General features: G+C 60.3%; 12 protein-coding genes and 1 pseudogene. 6 read left to right on the top strand and 7 right to left on the bottom strand.

Translation table 11 applies throughout. The annotated features are described in order from the left end of the window. Positions 1–24: 24 nt before the first annotated feature. Genes G6N57_RS00260 through G6N57_RS00250 form a run of 3 tightly spaced genes read right to left on the bottom strand, consistent with a single transcriptional unit; the run spans position 25 to position 8,911 of the window. On the bottom strand, positions 25–3,771 hold the full coding sequence (locus tag G6N57_RS00260; protein ID WP_097926237.1) for an AAA family ATPase: 3,747 nt from the start codon (positions 3,769–3,771) through the stop codon (positions 25–27). Positions 3,772–3,779: 8 nt separating this feature from the next. Next, complete coding sequence (locus tag G6N57_RS00255) at positions 3,780–5,738, bottom strand: AAA family ATPase (RefSeq protein ID WP_077742344.1); 1,959 nt, start codon at positions 5,736–5,738, stop codon at positions 3,780–3,782. Then, a complete protein-coding gene (locus G6N57_RS00250; protein ID WP_162563997.1) occupies positions 5,735–8,911 on the bottom strand; it encodes a helicase-related protein in 3,177 nt (1,058 codons plus the stop codon). The genes G6N57_RS00255 and G6N57_RS00250 overlap by 4 nt, the downstream gene beginning before the upstream one ends. Before the next feature lie 18 nt (positions 8,912–8,929). Between G6N57_RS00250 and G6N57_RS00245 the strand changes: the two genes are divergently transcribed. Further along, complete coding sequence (locus tag G6N57_RS00245) at positions 8,930–9,067, top strand: hypothetical protein (protein ID WP_162563996.1); 138 nt, start codon at positions 8,930–8,932, stop codon at positions 9,065–9,067. A gap of 895 nt (positions 9,068–9,962) precedes the next feature. Here the strand turns inward: G6N57_RS00245 and G6N57_RS31875 are convergent. The 3 genes and pseudogenes from G6N57_RS31875 to G6N57_RS00235 form a co-directional block, all read right to left on the bottom strand. Continuing rightward, positions 9,963–10,122 (bottom strand): annotated as a pseudogene (locus tag G6N57_RS31875) (IS3-like element ISMyma8 family transposase); the annotation flags it as partial. Positions 10,123–10,155: 33 nt separating this feature from the next. Continuing rightward, entirely contained in the window at positions 10,156–10,746 is a 591-nt protein-coding gene (locus G6N57_RS00240; protein WP_077742342.1) for a GIY-YIG nuclease family protein, read from the bottom strand. Between the two features lie 706 nt (positions 10,747–11,452). Then, positions 11,453–12,547 carry a hypothetical protein gene (locus G6N57_RS00235; RefSeq protein ID WP_133118355.1) on the bottom strand — a complete coding sequence of 365 codons (1,095 nt, stop codon included), beginning with the start codon at positions 12,545–12,547 and terminating at the stop codon, positions 11,453–11,455. A gap of 370 nt (positions 12,548–12,917) precedes the next feature. Here G6N57_RS00235 and G6N57_RS00230 point away from each other — a divergent pair, with 370 nt between their 5' ends. From G6N57_RS00230 to G6N57_RS00210, 5 genes are all read left to right on the top strand, one after another. After that, entirely contained in the window at positions 12,918–13,304 is a 387-nt protein-coding gene (locus G6N57_RS00230) for a hypothetical protein (RefSeq protein WP_133118354.1), read from the top strand. Positions 13,305–13,424: 120 nt separating this feature from the next. Next, positions 13,425–13,811 carry a hypothetical protein gene (locus G6N57_RS00225; protein ID WP_077742340.1) on the top strand — a complete coding sequence of 129 codons (387 nt, stop codon included), beginning with the start codon at positions 13,425–13,427 and terminating at the stop codon, positions 13,809–13,811. Further along, positions 13,808–14,212 carry a hypothetical protein gene (locus G6N57_RS00220; RefSeq protein ID WP_077742339.1) on the top strand — a complete coding sequence of 135 codons (405 nt, stop codon included), beginning with the start codon at positions 13,808–13,810 and terminating at the stop codon, positions 14,210–14,212. The genes G6N57_RS00225 and G6N57_RS00220 overlap by 4 nt, the downstream gene beginning before the upstream one ends. A 45-nt stretch (positions 14,213–14,257) precedes the next feature. Beyond that, positions 14,258–14,638 carry a hypothetical protein gene (locus tag G6N57_RS00215; RefSeq protein WP_077742338.1) on the top strand — a complete coding sequence of 127 codons (381 nt, stop codon included), beginning with the start codon at positions 14,258–14,260 and terminating at the stop codon, positions 14,636–14,638. A 23-nt stretch (positions 14,639–14,661) separates the two neighbouring features. Then, positions 14,662–15,306, top strand: coding sequence for a vWA domain-containing protein (locus G6N57_RS00210; protein WP_077742337.1), 645 nt, complete (start codon positions 14,662–14,664; stop codon positions 15,304–15,306). On the opposite strand, the gene G6N57_RS00205 is transcribed toward G6N57_RS00210, so the two are convergent. Continuing rightward, positions 15,269–16,867: an SIR2 family NAD-dependent protein deacylase gene (locus G6N57_RS00205; RefSeq protein WP_077742336.1), complete on the bottom strand. Its 1,599-nt coding sequence runs from the start codon at positions 16,865–16,867 to the stop codon at positions 15,269–15,271. The genes G6N57_RS00210 and G6N57_RS00205 overlap by 38 nt on opposite strands. Between the last annotated feature and the right edge of the window lie 160 nt (positions 16,868–17,027).

Genomic DNA, 17,027 nt, shown 5'->3' with positions numbered 1-17,027 from the left:
CAGGGCCGTTGAGATGCTAGAAGGTCAGCGTCCTCGAACTGCACGGCGACGTGCAAGCGGTCGATTGCCCGCTCCCAGAACTCTTTGGGCCATCTTGGTCCAGGCAGGTATATCGACTCCGTCGGCATCGTCCGTCCAGATCAAGATGCCGTTGGGGCCTTCCTTGATGTCCTCCAAGACCTTTCCCGCAGCGTCAAGAGCTGGCAGGATTCCGTTGGCCCGGTACCACTCAACTTTTTCTGCCCACCTTTTGGCGTACGAAGGCTGATTCATCATGCCGAGGTGCTCCCAGTACACGGGCGTGCCGGAGGGGCGGCTGATGGTGAAGTCGGGTCGGCGCTGCGAGCCGTCGTCTCCAGTCAATACCACCTCATACCGCCACTTGCCGGGGACGGCTTTGTCCAGAATGCCTGCGACGATCACTTCGTTCTTGCTTCGCACCATTACACCGCCGACAGCGACATGGATGAGGTTTTCGTCGAAAGGCTGTTCCACACCGTCGACTTCGATCACCCGGGGAATAGAAGCCACGAACAAATCGGTGAGCCGCCGTGCAGTCTCCGAGTACCGCGGGTGTGCGAGCTCCACCAGCTCGTCCACAGTCCCATCGTGGAGTATCACGACGCGATCCTGTTGCCGCGTCAATGCCGTGTAGAGGAGTTCCCGAGAAACCCGAACACGGTTCGGAAGTAACAGGATCGTCGTTCCGAACTCTGATCCCTGCGCCTTGTGGACGGTCACCGCCCAAGCCAATTCGAGTGGCGGGTCATCTGAGCTCGATGGCCAGTAGGTGTACGTAGCTCCGACCTGTGATGAGAATTCAACATTGGCAGGGAGCCCGTACTTGTTCCCCCAACGGCCGACGACGACACCAATCTCACCGTTAGCGACGTAGTTCAGTCCCGCGCCGTCCGGATAGGCTTTCGCGCGAGAGTTGTTCCGCGTCTGCATCACCTTGTCGCCGCGAACGATCTGCTCTGGCCCAATGGGTTTCGGATTTCTCCAACCTCGATACCTGAATGCCTTCTCGATGTCTTGAGTTCTCAAGCTGCGTTTGAGATGACGATTGATCTCGACTGTGCCAAATGCTCGCGACCGGTAGGGGCTCAGGATCTGCCAGTCCTCTGCGCGGTCACCGGCGCCGCCCTTGCCAGTATCCCAATTCATGTACTTGCCGTCGTCGGACAACGTACCGCCGTAGCTCAGGCTGAAGGCGTATTCGCGGTCCGCATGTTTGGTCCAGTCGACGACGTCGTTCAGCACCTTATCGACGGATGCAACCACACCGCCTTCACTCCATATTCGATGCTCCAGATGCTGTGACGTGACGCCGGCCCGCAAACGTTCCCATACTGCGTCGGCGCCGGCGCCCAGCTCGCCGTTGCCGAACCATTGCGCAAGCAACACATCGTCGCGACTGCTTCCACCCTGGCGACGGGACACAGTCAACTCGACGTAGGAAGGTCCGACGCGTGAAGTCGTCTCGAATAATTCGGGGCGGAGATGATTGATCAAATCGACGAACGGCCGCCCTGCACCGATCGGTGGGAGCTGCTGTGGGTCTCCCACCAGAATGAGCCGCTGAACGCTACCGAGCGCGGATAGCGTCGATGCCAACATCTCTTCAGTCAGCATCGAGGCTTCGTCAATCACCACGAGGCCAAAGTCTTCGGCATATCTGACGTCGACTGGTCGATAGATGTCGCGGTCCGGATCGTAACCGCCCTTTCTGACAAGGAATGATGCAAGCGTCCTGGCGTCCCTTCCCACCTTGGTTCTCAGCTGCACGCTGGCTTTGCCAGTCGGAGCAAGTAGAAGTACGCCCTTGTTGGATACAGAGGGAATATCGGCCAGCGCCTTCAACAGCGTGGTTTTTCCGGTCCCGGCCGGGCCTATGAGCACTGCCAGTCGGGAGCGAAACAGTTCAGCTAGACCGGCCGCCTTTTCCTGCCTCGCAGCCTCCTCATCCCCGTCGATCGCACCGCCGTGACCACTGGCCTGCAAAGTTTGGTCGATCTGTTCGCGTGCATCGAAGTCGCCAGAGTAGGACGCCGCGCCGATTCGAGGGGAAATCCATTCAAGGATAGTATGTTTGGCATCGGCTAACTCCGGAAGCTTGTACGCAGGTTGATCATTGCCCAACCGAGCGCCGACAAACGGTTCCCACTGGTCTTGACTGGCGAGAGAATCAGGGTCCAGTCGGAGCCCCGCCAGCAAGGCGGAACTCAGCTCGACAGGTTCAGTCAGTTCGAGGCCGTTCACCCAGTCAATGAGCGATTGTTCGGGAGCAAGAGTGTCGCCCTGCCTAGCGGCTTCCCTGAGTCCTTCAGTCATGAACGCGCGAACGCGTCGGCGATCGCGGGGGTCAGACATCCTGCACTCGTGAGGGACCTGTGAACTCCATTTCGCGTGCGCTGATGGAAACATCGCGCGGTCGACAGTTCGGATGTCGATCCGTTCAATGTCGGGAGCAGTGCAAATGGCAGCCAGGTATGGGTCGTCAAGCAGTTCAACGGGGTCCAACTCTCCTGCAGCCTTGCCGGACATCACTAACCCAACCTGGTCGGGACGCAGGTCCATGGTTGACATCAGCTTCAGGACGGTCCGGGATTCCTGCGACGTGTGGTTCCACTCGACTCCGACGGATTGGTGAATCAGTCCTGTCAGCTGAGAAGGCCAGTTGCTATCATTGGCGAATCCTCGCTCTAATACCTGCCAAGGATCCGCGCTTAGTTTGACCAGCTCGCGAGCAACGAGATGTGCATGTCGAACATGCAGGTGAGCAAGGACGGCCGGAAGCCCAGGCGTTGCCCCGCGTTCGTCCCAGAGCCGATGGACCTGCGAGTCGATCCAGGCGACCGCAGACGCAGGGACATCGATGCCAAGGCTCTGCATTCCCTCCGCTGCTGACCGTAAGGAAGCGAGCGCATCGATCGCGATATCACTACTGACGTGCTCGGTAACGTATGAGAACTCGGTGTTTTTACCGTCTGGAACCCATGCCAGAGCGCGCGATATATCAGCACCGGCGTCTAGTCGCTCGACGAGCTGTTGGTAGGGCAGCAGCACGCCCCGCTTTTGGTCTGGCCGCAACGAGTGGACGACTTTGGTTTCCCACATCGAGGAGTCGAACGGTTGGTCACCTGACTGCGTCCAGAACCCAGGTAGCGCAATAGATTCAATCAACGCGGCTCCGACTAGAAGCCGGTCCGTCCGTTCGTCCTGGAATGGCGAGTGCTTCAGATAAATGAACACGAGACTGGCTGCCGGGACGACTGGTTCGAAGAAAGAGCGGATGACAGCCTGCTGGTTGCGTCCATCCATGATCCAGTTGGTCTGCTTCAGGCCGAGGATGCGAAGAGCCTTGTCCTCTGCCTCGGGGTCATAGTCGGCTCGCCATGCTTGCCACAACTCCGATTCGAAGGTCTCTCGCCCCATCCATCGGTACGGGATAGCTTCAAAGGCGTACCCCGGCATGCTGAGCACCGTAGGTTCGAGATGGCCTTTCAACGCCTGATTGAAGGCATATGGGTGGTGTTTCGTGATGTGGTAACCGTTGGGAGACATGAATGTTCCGCGCTCACTGAGGCACGGGATTTCGTTCAGGGCCCCGATATCGCCGAGCGCGTGGGCAACCTCGTAGTCATCGTCTCTCTTGTCGCCGATGCCTTTGAGCAGGAGGCAAGATGAGTTGTCGAGCGGATGCGCGCACACGCGATGGTCCCATGGCTGGTCGCGCCAAGGGACCCGCATCGACAAGTGTGTGATCACGCTGCCACCTAACTGTTCCGAAGCCCATCCGGCAACGACCGTGAATAGACCACTGCGAGTTCGCGATTCGCACGGGTAAGTGCGGTGTACAGCGGCCCCTGCCGTCCGACGTTGAGCGGAAAGTCGCACGGTTCCATGACGACGACGCCGTCGAACTCAAGTCCGCGGGCTTCGTCGACGGTGAGTACGGAGACCTCACGCTTATCGTGTCGCCACACGGTCTCGTCGAACGCCGAATTTCTCCACCCACGCGTCCGTAGCGCTCGGGTTACCAGAAGCGGAGCGGCCGAGATCGCAGCCACCGTGCCTGCCGGATATGCCTCCACCAGACGTTCCAGCTCCGCTGCCGTACGGTTCGCAAGGTCCTTGTTGGGTACTTTGTTGACGCTGGGGGTCGGACCAATCTCCTGTAACGCATGCAGCTTTCGCTGACTTCGGGGTAGGAGTCGATTTGCGAACTCGAGGATTGGCCGAGTTGACCGATAACCACGGCTCATCCGACGGACCGGTGTGTCTTCTTCGATCGCGATGACATCTAGGACTCGGGACCAGTCATTGAGAGTGTGGTCCGACCGTCGCTGATTTAAATCACCGAGGATTGTCCAGGCGTCAGCCTCGTTGATCTCGTCGAGTAATAGCCACTCTAGCGGGGTTACGTCTTGGGCCTCATCGACGATCACATGCTCTATACCGGAGAAGTCGCGCGGTCGCAGTACCTCCCATTTGATGAATGCAATCAATGGCGCGTGGCGGTCGTCCAAGATCGCTGTCTTATATGGGGGGAGGTTCTGGAGATATCGGGCCCACTCTCGGTCCGAAGTGACACTGCCGGGACGGGTGCGGAGATGCTCATAGATCTCTTCCGGCGGCGGCGTTACACCCTTGGCGCTCTTAATTCTAGCGAGAGCTGAGCGCGCCAACTTAGCCAACTGCCAGTCCGCGTCGTGCCATGTACGGGTTTGGTGTGACCGCGGCGGGCGCTTGATTCCTATGATCTTGTTAATCAGTTCGGGTAGCGACAGCACCTTGATCCGCTCTGTAGGGCCGGCAAGGCGGAGTATCACCTCCTGAACATGCCTCGAGTAACCCGACGTCGGGCCAACTACAAGCACGATGCCGTCGAGCGTGTTTTCCGGTGGCGTGTCGTCGTTTACGAGGTATGCAGCGCGGTGCGACGCGACGATCGTCTTTCCAGTTCCAGGTTGGCCCTCGATGATCACGTTATCCATCGCCGGCAGCGTGACGAGGTCATACTGGTCCGGCTGCAGCGTCGCCAACACCGGCGCAAGGCTTTTCGTCCGCGGTGCCTGCAGCTGCTCTCTCAACAGTGCTTCGGCGCGCAAAGGCGTGAGGTCTCCTACCTTTGGCGCCGAGGCTGGATGGGACGGTGCCTTCGGCCCAGGTCTCGGATCGTGCTGAGTAGGAGGCTGGCCGTGGATTGGTGCAGACGATGGTGGTGGAGTTGGAACGGGCCGGGGTTGTGTCGACCGTCTTGGTGGCGTGGGAATACTCAGGCCACGTTTCCGGAACGGAGCCGCAGGGGCGTCTGCACGTACGGTCTCGTCGACGAAATCGACAATCTCACCGTTGCGCGACACGAGTGCCCGCACGACAGCGACATCCTCACAGAGGTAGTGCTGACCAGAGCCGCGAAAGAACGTGCAGGCAATCGGATTGGCCCATCCAAACACGTTGACTTCGTTGACTTTTGCATGAGACTCGCCGATGTAGAAGTCAGCCCCGCCGTCCAGCAGGTCTTGATCAGGCCGGACGAGTGCGACGCGACCCAACAGATCTCCGGTGCCCATTGCCCGTGGTTTCGGCATCCCGGTCCCTGTCCACTGTCCGTTGGCAGGCCCGCTGTAGGCAATTGGCTTCGCAGCTTCTTCACGGAGAATCTTTCGGTACTGCTTTTGCGCGGTCTGTTCGTCTGCCAACTCCAGCGCCTTCGTCTGATTCGTACTCATCGCGATACCCCACCGACCGTGATGTCAATGACGCAGGCAGCCAGAGGCTCCAGCTGAATCTCGGGTTGCGCCTGGGCGGTGATCTCGGCGTGCAGGGCCGAGTGTCGTTGTTCTGCTCGCTGCAGTTGTTTATGGAAGAGAGTGATGCTGCGCTCTTGCCGGCCCCGGCTTCGCGAGGTCGCGATTCGGTTCTCAATCGCGGCCTTCCTACGCTGATGCTGAGCTTCCAGGCTGATGAGTTTGGCTTCCCGCAACGCCTCAAACTCTGAGTCTCGCTTGGCTTGCTCGTCTGCGTGACGGATGTGAAGTTGATTGAGTGCGCGCTCTGTGAGGCGATCGATGCGCTCAATTTCTGGCAACGGTTCGTCGGCGAGGCTGCCTTCGGCCAGCGCTGCCAGCAAGGCGTTTACCGGCGCGTCGCCCGCATCGCGTCCTTGTCCCGTCACGGCACACCCCCAGATCTCATCTCCACCTTGCGAGGCCGAGATCGCTGTTGCTAGGACGACAATGTAAAGACCGGGTACGACATTCTCGGAAGTTGTTATCCGGAGGGATGCGAACCGGGCTTGGCGATGACCTGGCACGGCTGCAGCCGCCATTGAGAGGGGGCTGGTCGCGGTCAAGAGGGTTCCACCGCTCGTACGCGCGAACTCTTGATCGAGTACAAGCGAAATCGGTAGCTCGTTGCGAAGAAATGTCGAGATAGAGCTGGTTTCGGCGCGGCTGCGTTGGCTGGTTTTCGTCAGCTCGTCGACTCGCGCCGCCATCGCTGGGTTGCCATGGAGCTCTAGCGTCGTGCCGTCTTGGATGAACGTCACCCCGGGAGCACCGTCGGTGCGAGCCCAGTCATCTAGCAGCAACGCCAATTCACGTTGCCCGATGTATTGCCCGGTCCGAATCAGATCGTGTTCCAATCCCGCCACATCTACGTCGTTGCTCACGAGCAGCGACGTCGCGGCGTCAGCGATGTCCTCTAGCCCGACCCGTTGTTCCTCCAACGCGGTTAGCATTTCGTGGACCTTCTGATTGCGCTCGTCTCGCGTTAGCGTGAAGTCGAATCCGGCTTGAAGGATCTTCGGTGCGCTCGCTGCGATGATCGGCTCAAGTGCGCCGATCGACGATTCAAAGATGTCGATACGATCAAGCAATCTGCTGAGGATTCGTTCGTCAATGGTGCTGTCATTAACGAAGTTGACCACCAAGATGGTTTCTTCCTGTTGGCCTATGCGGTCGATACGGCCGATCCGTTGCTCGATCTCCATGGGATTCCAGGGCAGGTCGTAATTTATTACCGCCGAGCAGAATTCGAAGTCGAGACCCTCGCTCGCGACGCGATTGGCCAGCACGTAGTCGTATGCTCCGGCGCGGAACTCGGCCATGATCTTGAGGCGTGCCTCGCGCTTCACACCTCCATGCATGACTGCGATTCTGTAGTGGCTGCTCAACCGCTCCTTCAGGTACGCCAGCGTAGGAACGGAGAAGGTGAAGATCAGTGCACGCCGGTTTCCGGCATGGAGATTAGCGAGTACTGCGCTTAGGTTGTCGAACTTTGTGTCCACGCCCTCGGGCAACATGCGTGCGGCCGCGATGAGCTCCACGTGGGGTTCGATTCGGACTCCTGCATCGTTGGAATCCGCATCGGAGATGGCACCGAATCCGACTGGATCCAGAACGGCCCGTCGTGCCATCGGTAGGCATGCGCTTGCAAGCCGTAGCGGCATTTGCATTGCGAAGTACAGCGGCAAACCGGTGGCCGCGGCCCGCGCTTGGCACCAACTGAGGTATTCGGCGTAAAAGTCTTCTTCAGCCTCGGTCCAGTGGACCTCCTGCCGGTCTTCCTTTCGTTTGGCCTTGCGGTCATCCACTTCGACCTTCTTGGTACGCGTGATGACAGTCGACAACGTGTTCAGATCAGACAGGTACCTCTTGGCGTCAACTATGTTGCGGGGCGTCAGGCCGTCGGAGTCGAGCAACTGCCGGAGGAGCGCGAAGTCTGGCCGTTGCATTAGGCTGCGGCCGAGCGGCGTTGACGAGAGCTTTTCCAGTTCACGGAGAAGGTCTCGTCCCCGTACCCCCTTGTCTCCGAGCCGAGTGGCCACACTATTGGTGATTCGATTCGGCTCGAGACGAAGTTCGAGGTCTGCCAGATCGCCATAGTCTTCGGGTGCGAGCAACTCCAGCAGATTCAATAAGTCGTGTTGGCGTAGGTTGATCGGAGTCGCCGTCAGGAACACCAAGTTGTCAGCCCAGTCGGCGAGCTCGGTACCGAGCGCGTAGCTCTTCGTATCCGAATTCCGCATCGAATGCGCCTCGTCGACGATCACCAAGTCGAACTCTGGCGGAAACTCTCGGAGCTCATCAAGCCCGTCCCAGCCTCGCAGTCGCTCTAGGCTGCAGATATACGCCTGCCTGGCGGGTAGTCGGTTTTGTCGATGTTTGTCGAGGAACTCGCCGAGGCTTTTTGTGTCGAGCTCAACGAGCTCAAATTCGAACCGGTCAGCCATCTCAAGCTTCCATTTGCTCAGCAGGCTGGAAGGGCACACCACCAACACGCGGTCGGCCTCCTGGCGCGCCTCCAGCTCCGTCCATATGAGGCCGGCTTCGATGGTCTTGCCGAGGCCGACTTCATCGGCGATCAGCAAGCGCGCTTTCCCGGTTTGCAGCAGTTTGAGGACTGGCTTGAACTGGTACGGGCGAAAGGAAGTTCGCGTTGCTCGGAAAGAGAACAACGTGTTAGCGAACTTGCCGTGCAGCTTTGCGCGCGTGAGGGTTGCGCCGAACCGACTCGCTGGTGTGGGCGCCATGGTCACCCAAGAAGTAGGGTCGTCGAGCTCTGGACGCGGCCTCAGTTTGGACTCAATGACGTCCTTGCGGCGACCCTCCATGACCACGGAATATGACCATTCATTCCTAAAGAATCTGCGGTCCCGAATCGTGACGTCCACATCGCCTGGGTGCGTAACGGCTACGTCGTTGATTTCAAACTTCGGAGACGGCACGGGCGTGGCCGTTTCCCAGAGATGCTCCGCCCAGTCCCAAGCGCTCCTAAGCGGATGGTCATCCTCGAGTGACGCCAGTGGTGCTACGGTGGCGTCCCCTGGCGGGGCTCCCAACGCCACCTGCATGACTAGCGGCCCTTCAATGCCCTCAAACCAGTAGATCCCCTCGGGCAAGGCAACATCCGCGTTCCAATGAGTACGGCAACATCCGACGCGGTCAATGAGCCCGTGAACGGGGCGATCCATGACGAGGGCGCGGTCGAAGAGCGTGCGGCTGAGTGCCACATCGGCGCGGTCGGCGTCGGGGTGGTACCCGAACGACGGTGCTGAATCCGGAGAAGGTGTAGGACTGTTAGCCATAAGACCACGTGGTTTCTAATGCGATACGGAAGGTGGACGCCTGTGCGGCTGCACCGAACTAGTCACGGTGTGCGTTCTAGGGGCGGGGGTCCTCGAGGGTCGGACTCCGACGCCGCATGACTGTCTGCGAGCAGGTGTGATGCCTGCGGCAATGCGCGCTGGAGACGTGGGCTGCACGTGCGACGTCCTTCGGTTCTCGAGTCGGCGCCACAGCGAAGTCTGTGTCGCTATGTGACCTGGCTGTATTGCGCAAGACAAGATGGCACTTTAGGTGAGTCCAGCAACTCTCGGAGTTCGGTTGGCGGAAATTTTCGTCTGTGTTTGTGGCGGTGCGGAGCTCCGGGTCGCAAACCGGGCGCCCAGTCGCGGGAACAGGACCGTACGCATGCAGGTTGACGAGTCGAGCAGTCCGTTGAACAGCGAGTGTGGCAGTCGACTCACGTGCCGAGTTGCGTTGCGCGCGGTGTGTGGCGGCTGGTGGCTGTCAGCGCTTCCGGCGGGGTTTAACTCTCCACTCGCTCGGTTTCCGCGACCGGAACGTCTCGTCAGCCAGGATTGCAGATGCATCCGGGATTCCAGGACCGTCAGAAGCAGGCTGGCGTGACTTTTCGGGGGCCTGAAGATTCCTGCCGGACGGCTTAGATCCCAAGGAATCCTTCTCGTGCGCCCGCGACTTCTGAGTCTCGGACTTCGGAGTCTTGGCCCCCCTGCTCATAGCACTGAGCGTATCTCCCAGAGTTTGGTCTTACTAGCGCCCGAAAGCAGCGGTAGGCGCATCAGTCGGGCGAAACCAGAAGGGTGGTTGTCTGGTCGACGTGCTCTGAACCGGGCAAGCGTTGGGAGGTGCTCCGTCCAGGCCGGCGAGATCGAATTCTTTGAGGCGTTTGCCGTCGTTGTCCTTGATGCCGCCATACTGGCCACCCAGCGATGCCACGTCGACTCTGTGATCTCCAAGGGCCGGCACACCGCTTTGAGCTCTTGGACGGATCCGGGGACTTATTACCCTCGGCGGGCTTACGGATAATCTGATCCGGCGAAAGCGGCCGGCGCGCGAGAGATCAGATAACCGGCAGCGAACGCGCTCGTGCCTCGGCAGCTGCTCGTATCTCCGTGAGCTCTCGGTGAAACATGTTGTGCGAGTTATCGTGGAGATTCAACGGAAGGTCTAGTGACTCGAACAGCGCGTGCTCCAGTACCCAAGGCTCGGGAGTCGTGATCCAGGAGACGAGTGCGTTGTCGGACATCCATTGGCTGAGTACGGCTTCGCCATCACCGAAGGTACGTCTCGTTCCAGAGCCAACCCGTCGCAATTCGATACCGAGGGCGTCGGCGAGTAGGCAGCCCAGGGTCTTCCGGAGGGTGGAACCTTCCGCGTTGCCTCGATAGTGGTACGTGACTCGAGTTCGCACGTTCTGCCGGCTGGCCGGCTTCCCGTTGGTCGGCGGCCGGCTCGGACTGATCCCGGCGTACAGGAGCGTGAGCTCATCCTTTTGCTCGCAGTGTGAGACGTCGATATCCGCTGGCACTGACCGGAACCACCACCCATAGACGCCCGGCTCGGCGGGAAGAGGACATGGCCGTGCTAGGACCTCATCTCGGGTGTGCGGCCGGGCCGCCAGATACTGCTCGATCAGGGCCGGAATGTCCATGGTTGCTTCCGAGGTTCCAATTGTGGTGTGGTCGGGTATCGGTATGCGCCGCTGTCATGCGACGCCCAAGCCCGAGACGCGACTGCAGCTCACCGGTCACCGGTGTCAGCAATCGGAACGTCACCAGCATGGGCTGAGATCCTTCATGCCTGATCGGCACGACTCGGACGAGATACGTGAACGCCATATCATGGCTACGTCGACGCATCCACAGTTCGATCGACTTACCCGTCTGTATCGACTTGAGGGTCTCGCGACTCTTCTCGTGTTCCAGCGAGGTTGACAGTTGTGAGCTCCAGACGAAGACATTTGGTCCCTCGAAGTGCTCGGCTGTCAACGGCATACTGAATTCTGTCAAGGATCTCCTGAGCCGAAACACCGACACACGTTGAAGAAGTCCGACACCGACTGTTCGCTGACGGCGACGTACCGGGACTTCGCGCTGAGTCCGGACCTGTTCCACTCGGAGTCGCAGGCGAAGACGGGCGCAGTCAGCGACCGGGCGGCGGCACATTCACCATCGTGAACGCAGGTCGCACGTTCTGTTGCTTGTGCGAGGGGAGCGAAGTCTGCGCTGGGTGATGGTGCGTCGAATTCTGCTTGGGGCCAGCCGACTACGTGCCGTACGAAGCGAGCGGGCGATGCGATCACGCAGCGGCTGCACCAGGCTATGCCTACCGAGATCTACTCGGTTCACCCGACACTTTTAATCTCGTCGTCGAAAACGTCCGCTACGTATTCGCGTCAGAATAGCGGAGGCCGCAACCGGCAGGAACCTGATGATTTTTTGAGCAGCCGCGATTGCGGCCCCGCCAGCCACACCAATCGACGCACCTGCCAGAAATGTCAGTTGGCTATTCTCGGCGAGAAGGTCTTCCCGCAATCCACCGGCGCCCTCCGGTGGCTGTAGCGCTTCTTTCCCGCCGACCTCGTAACTCCACAGCTGACCTCGTGAACTATCTGGCAGAGGTTCGGTCCTCGACCATGTGAGCTTGCTTCCATCGGTAATGTCGTACCGCGCCTCCACCGCAACTGCCGCGTCGCCAGTGCCAGTCCTGGGTGGTCCCGGCGTAGGGGGATAGCCGCCGAGAGTGACTGACGGAAAGCGTGTCTCTGCTCTCGTTCTCGACTCCACAAAGCCAATGGCCTCAACCCCGGCTATTTCCATCTGTACGAATAGCTGGGTCTGATCGTGTGAGAGTCGAAGGCGTCCGGGGCCGTCATCAAGCAGAACGGAGTAGCCATCTCTACTGGGATTTATGTCACGGGTAACGGTGAAGGAATAGCCATTGCCGGGCCGATCCCTGACGCCAATGGATGGCTTCGTCGCTTTGCAATCACTGTAGCGAGTCTTTCTAGTTCCGCCCTCCTCGGATTCGGGTGCGGTGCAACCGATATGCCCAGAACCTCCAACGGCCTCATCTGCCGACAGGGTTATGGTCACCCGGACGTCACCTACGACGGGACGATCGGTCGCGACCACGAATTCTGCTCGTAGTCGCCCCGGGTCACGCGTTCCATCGGCTGCGGTGTTGTGCTGCTCGCGGTAGTCGATTGACTTCACCCTCAGCAGCCCTTGCTGGTCATGCAGGGCGCCCGCAAAGTGCAAATCATTCTGAAGTTTGTCGGCGACCAGGTCACGCTGGCCTTCTGGGGTTTGCTCCGGTGAGCTGATGTCGATTGAGAACGCCCGCGGCAACCGCTGCAAAGCTGGATCAGAAGCCTGTTGGAACGTTCTCCAACCCCACTTGCCAGGCACAGCGGTGAGCAACAGCAAGAACAGTATCTCGGCGAGAGCCATACAATGGAGATGCTTGTGAGCCGGCCGCTGTTCGGAATCGCTGTTTCGGCTGTCGCCGGCGGTTTCTGGAGCAGAAATGGCCCTTGCGGGTCTTCGACGTGGTCCGATTACCCAACCAATGAGAATTGCCGCGACTACCGCTTCGACCTTTGCCCGAGCGGCCGGCCCCTTAGCTTTGTTCATCGTCCCTCCCGTCGGAGAACATAGTGGGTGGCTCCGACATTCGGTTTCTACGCGTATTCGCCGACAGTGGCGGACTTTTGCGGCGCGGTTTCTCAAGTGCTTCGTGGCCGTGTCCTCGCATCCATCGTGTCTCGGGCAGAGAGCGTCAACGATGCTGCGCTCCAAGAAATGCTGCGAGGATAGGTCGGTGTCCGACGAGCCGAGCTTTGTCGACGTGGTGAATCCGACGCCAGAGGAGATCCACGCCTGGGCATACAGCGGAGCGTGCGAGCCGATGCAGGACTGGGACCTCATCGTCGCCGACGTGGACAACGTGGAATTGTTCCTGGAGCTCGTCGGTGATCCAGCGTGCCCTGCTCGGGAGTACCTTCTCGGCAGTTTGTATTGCCTGGTAGGCCATTCGGACCGCACCGACCCACGTCTGTTGAGGGCCGCCGAGGCAGCACGGACATCCTCGGATGCGTGGATCGCGACGTGGGGTCGGCGCGCCTGTCAGGTCGCTGAACATCCCTCCGGTTTCGATCGCGCGGACTGGTGCGGCTTGGACGGTCTTCGCTCGAACCCGGACAGATAGGGCCTCAGCGTCCGTACAAGCGCTCCAACGATGTGACCTCAGAAGCTTGTCGGTGGCCTCTGCCATTCTGTCCGGCTGCCCTGAAGACGGGCAGTGCCATTCAGCGTGAGAGGTAGGCCAGTGACACATCAGGACCGCCGCAAATATGCGGCGCAGCTCGACGACGACCTGTTGGAGCGCATCACCGGAATGATCGCCGGCAGCGATGCCATCGAGACATTGAGTAACAAGCGCAGCAACTGGATTACGTCGTTCGACCGTGCGGGCGTGTGGGTGGAGACCGAGCGGTCGCGGGCACGGGGAGCGGGGCCTCAGCTGGTGCCGGCATGGATGATCGTCGCGGCCTGGGAACGGCTGCGTGAGAACGGAACTCTCAGCCATATCGAACTGCTCAAAGATATGAAGGTCATGCGGTCGGCGTTCGTCTGCGCCTTGCTCGCGCAGTTCTCCGATGTCGTGGTGGTGCAGGATCGCCCGGCTGTCCTCGAGAGGATCGGCAACCCATGAGGAGGAACACGATCAGGACGCCACGGCAGGGCTGGGAGTATTGGCGTCTCAACCGCATCGACGATGACAGTCTGCAGTGGCTGGCTATCAGCCTTCCTGAAGCGCGGGCAGTCATCGACCGCTCCAAGGTGTGGACACTGATCCTGAATCGGCGCATATTTCTCGCCAATTGGGTTGTGACTGAGGACCATCACCGCCAGGAAGAACCGGGGGTGTGGGCCCACGAGAACATCGACATCGATGAGGCCCGGGACGTCGCCCTGGAAGTGCCGCAGATATCGCCGGAGGACCTGGCCCGGATTCTGCGACCGGAGCGCTGCCTGACTCTCGACCAGCTCGATCGGTATCCGGCGGACAATATTCTGGGGGCTCACATAGCTCGACTCCTGCGCCGTGAATAATCCGCAGTTATTGCGGATACCGCACTATCTGCGCTATGGTGGATCATGTCCAACTCCTACGAGCAGATCCGCAGCCACCTCGCTCACGCAGAAGGCGCCGGTACCGCCGCCGATGCCCTACAACACCTGCGGCTCGTTTTGACGGAGGTCGGTCAGCTCCTCGACGCTCAGCTGGCCCGTGCCGTCGTCGACGACGAAATATCCATCGCGGCAGCAGGAAAGAGCGCTGGCCTCACCGAGAACGCCGTCGGGCCTCGGCTGGCCAACACCGCTCGACTCGCTCCGTACGCCACCACCGAAGGCCGCGTCACCGCCGAGGACGTCAGGCGCGCCCGCAATGACAAGTGGGCCAACACCCCGCTGCCACCGGCCGCACCCCCTGAGCCGATGCGGTTCAAACCGCGTCGAAACACCAAGCGTTCCTAGATTTTTCAGAGAGAGGCTCCGTCATGACCAACCCGAATCTCAGCCACCTCGTATTCCTGCTCGACCGGTCCGGGTCGATGCAATCGATCAAATCCGACGTGATCGGAGGGTTTGACGCCTTCCTCGCCGAACAGCGGGCCGCTGACGGACAATGCGTCGCGACCCTGGCGCAATTCGACAATGAATACGAGGTCGTCTACCGCGGTGTTCCGCTGGCCCAGGTGCCGCTACTGGATCTGTCGCCGCGTGGGACTACCGCGCTGCTGGACTCGATGGGCAAGCTCATCACCGACACGGCCGCTGAGATCGACGCGCTGCCGGAGGATGACAAGCCGGGCACGGTGGTCGTGGCGATCATGACCGACGGTCACGAGAACGCGAGCGTTGAATGGCAACGGCCGGCCATCAAAGCCTTTGTGGAGCAACAAACCAACGACCACGGGTGGGCGTTCCTGTACATGGGCGCCGATCAAGATGCCGTGGAAGTCGGCGCCGGCCTGGGCGTCAAAGCCGAGCAGTCCGTCACCTACGGACGAGGGAAATCCCGCGAGGTGTGGGCCGCAGCGTCCGGCAACGTCGCCCGGTACCGCGGCGCCAAGCGCCTGGACGCGGACGCGGCAATGCCTGAGTTCAGTGACGAGCAACGGGCCGAGTTGGCGGACGGTTAGCCTCTGCGGCCACGGGGGCCGACTCGTAGTCGGCCCCGAGTTTGGTCAGGAACTCCCTCACCTGGGCACCGACGGTGTGTTTTTCGCTCTTCGCGGTCAGCTTGACGAGCTCGTCGAGTGGCTCGATCAACTCCGACTCGCTCTCGGTGAGATCGGCGTAGGACTCATCGAGGAAGAACGCCGCCGCCGGCACAGCCAGGTAGCCGACGAGGTCGAGGAACAGCTCAAGCTGCCGAGCCGCCCCGGGAAGGTCGTCCTCGTATTCGTCGCCGGCCACAAGGGGGACGGTGTTCAAGTCGTTCTCCCATAGCTGGCGTTCGAGGTGGTCATCGCGCAACGTGAGTACGGTCCCGCGACCCAATTCAGTTGTGTCGTTCCCGCGACCTGCCCGCACCTCGTCGAGCAGGTCGTGAAAGTCTTCGTCGCTCAACGAATAACCGACGAACACCATCTTGCGCATCATGAGCAAGCCTTGAACCAGTCCCATCAATGCGCCGTACTGGCGGGGCATCCTGAGATAGTCGGCTCGCGTGAGAATCATGTCGTCATGCCGGTCGACACTGCCGTGCAGTTTGAGGAGCAGTCGACCATCGGTCTTCCGAGGGTCCTTCGGAAGCACGGCTATGGCATCACGCCCGACGGCATCCTCGAACAGTTCGTCGAAGTTGGTAGTGACTGCCTCTTTGCTCGGCAACGAGGCAAGCAGTCCGTGCACAAGTGAGTAGTGCTGCCGGTCGCGAATGCGATCCGCGACGCGCTTCTTGAAACTGCCGCTTGTCTCAGGCAACGCTGATTGGATCAGTGTTGCTTGGTCCCGCAAGTCTTTTGACTTGAGGAGTTCTCGTTGGGCGTCGGTGAATTGGGCAACGACAGCCAGATTCTCCAGCAACCCCTTCCAGGTGTCCACCCCGGCGCCGGCGCTCACTCCAACACCGACGAACAGCACGAGCTGGCGTTCTTTGGCGTCCTCGGCCAACGCTTCTGCTTCCGATATCAGGTCGTCACGGAGTGGCCACGTGTCGCGTTCTCTGGCGCCTCCGAGGAACTTTCGGCGCGCCCATTGTGCCGCTGCGTAGGCCCGGTCACCGCGAGTGACAAGGATGATGTCCACCGCGTGCTCACGGGCAACTCTGGTCAACAGTTCAACCAGCCCCAGGGTCAACTCACCCTTCTTGCCGCGACCGCCACCTTTCCCCGACCCGACTACGTTCACGGCGAGACGCGGCAACGGCCATTCATAGATGCGGTCTGGTTTCGGGGTGGATTTCGCTTCGGCTGCGGCGTGTTCGACGAACTCCTCGACGGTGCGGGAGACGGCAGAGAACTCCGACTGCTCGCCATATTGCCCAACATTGCCCAACCACACCCGTGGTTTCTTGTGCCGCCGGCCGAGCGGGATGACCTTGTGTCCGTCCCACGTACTGGGTACCTCGTCGCTGTAGCCCTCGATCAAGCCGTTCCACTTGGGCTCAATCGTGAACGCGCTGTCGGTTGGCAGTAGTACCGCATCGCAGGCGATCTTGTTCAGGTCGCCGTTGATGATGAAGAGGTGGCCGCCCATGAACGAAGAGGCTACCGATGAGGCGGTAGTCCATTCATCGGAATCGTCCCGTCGCCCCGCCGTTGGAACGATCTCACCGCTGGTTTTTGCCCCCGATTCGGCAGAGGCATTAGTCGATGGTAGCGGGAGCTGGTGGCACGAACATCTATTTGTCGGTGTG

The organism is Mycolicibacterium boenickei (genome assembly GCF_010731295.1).
Taxonomy (GTDB): Bacteria; Actinomycetota; Actinomycetes; order Mycobacteriales; family Mycobacteriaceae; genus Mycobacterium; species Mycobacterium boenickei.
The sequence above is the reverse complement of the archived record's forward strand: the minus strand, read 5'-3'. Positions and strand labels throughout refer to the sequence as shown.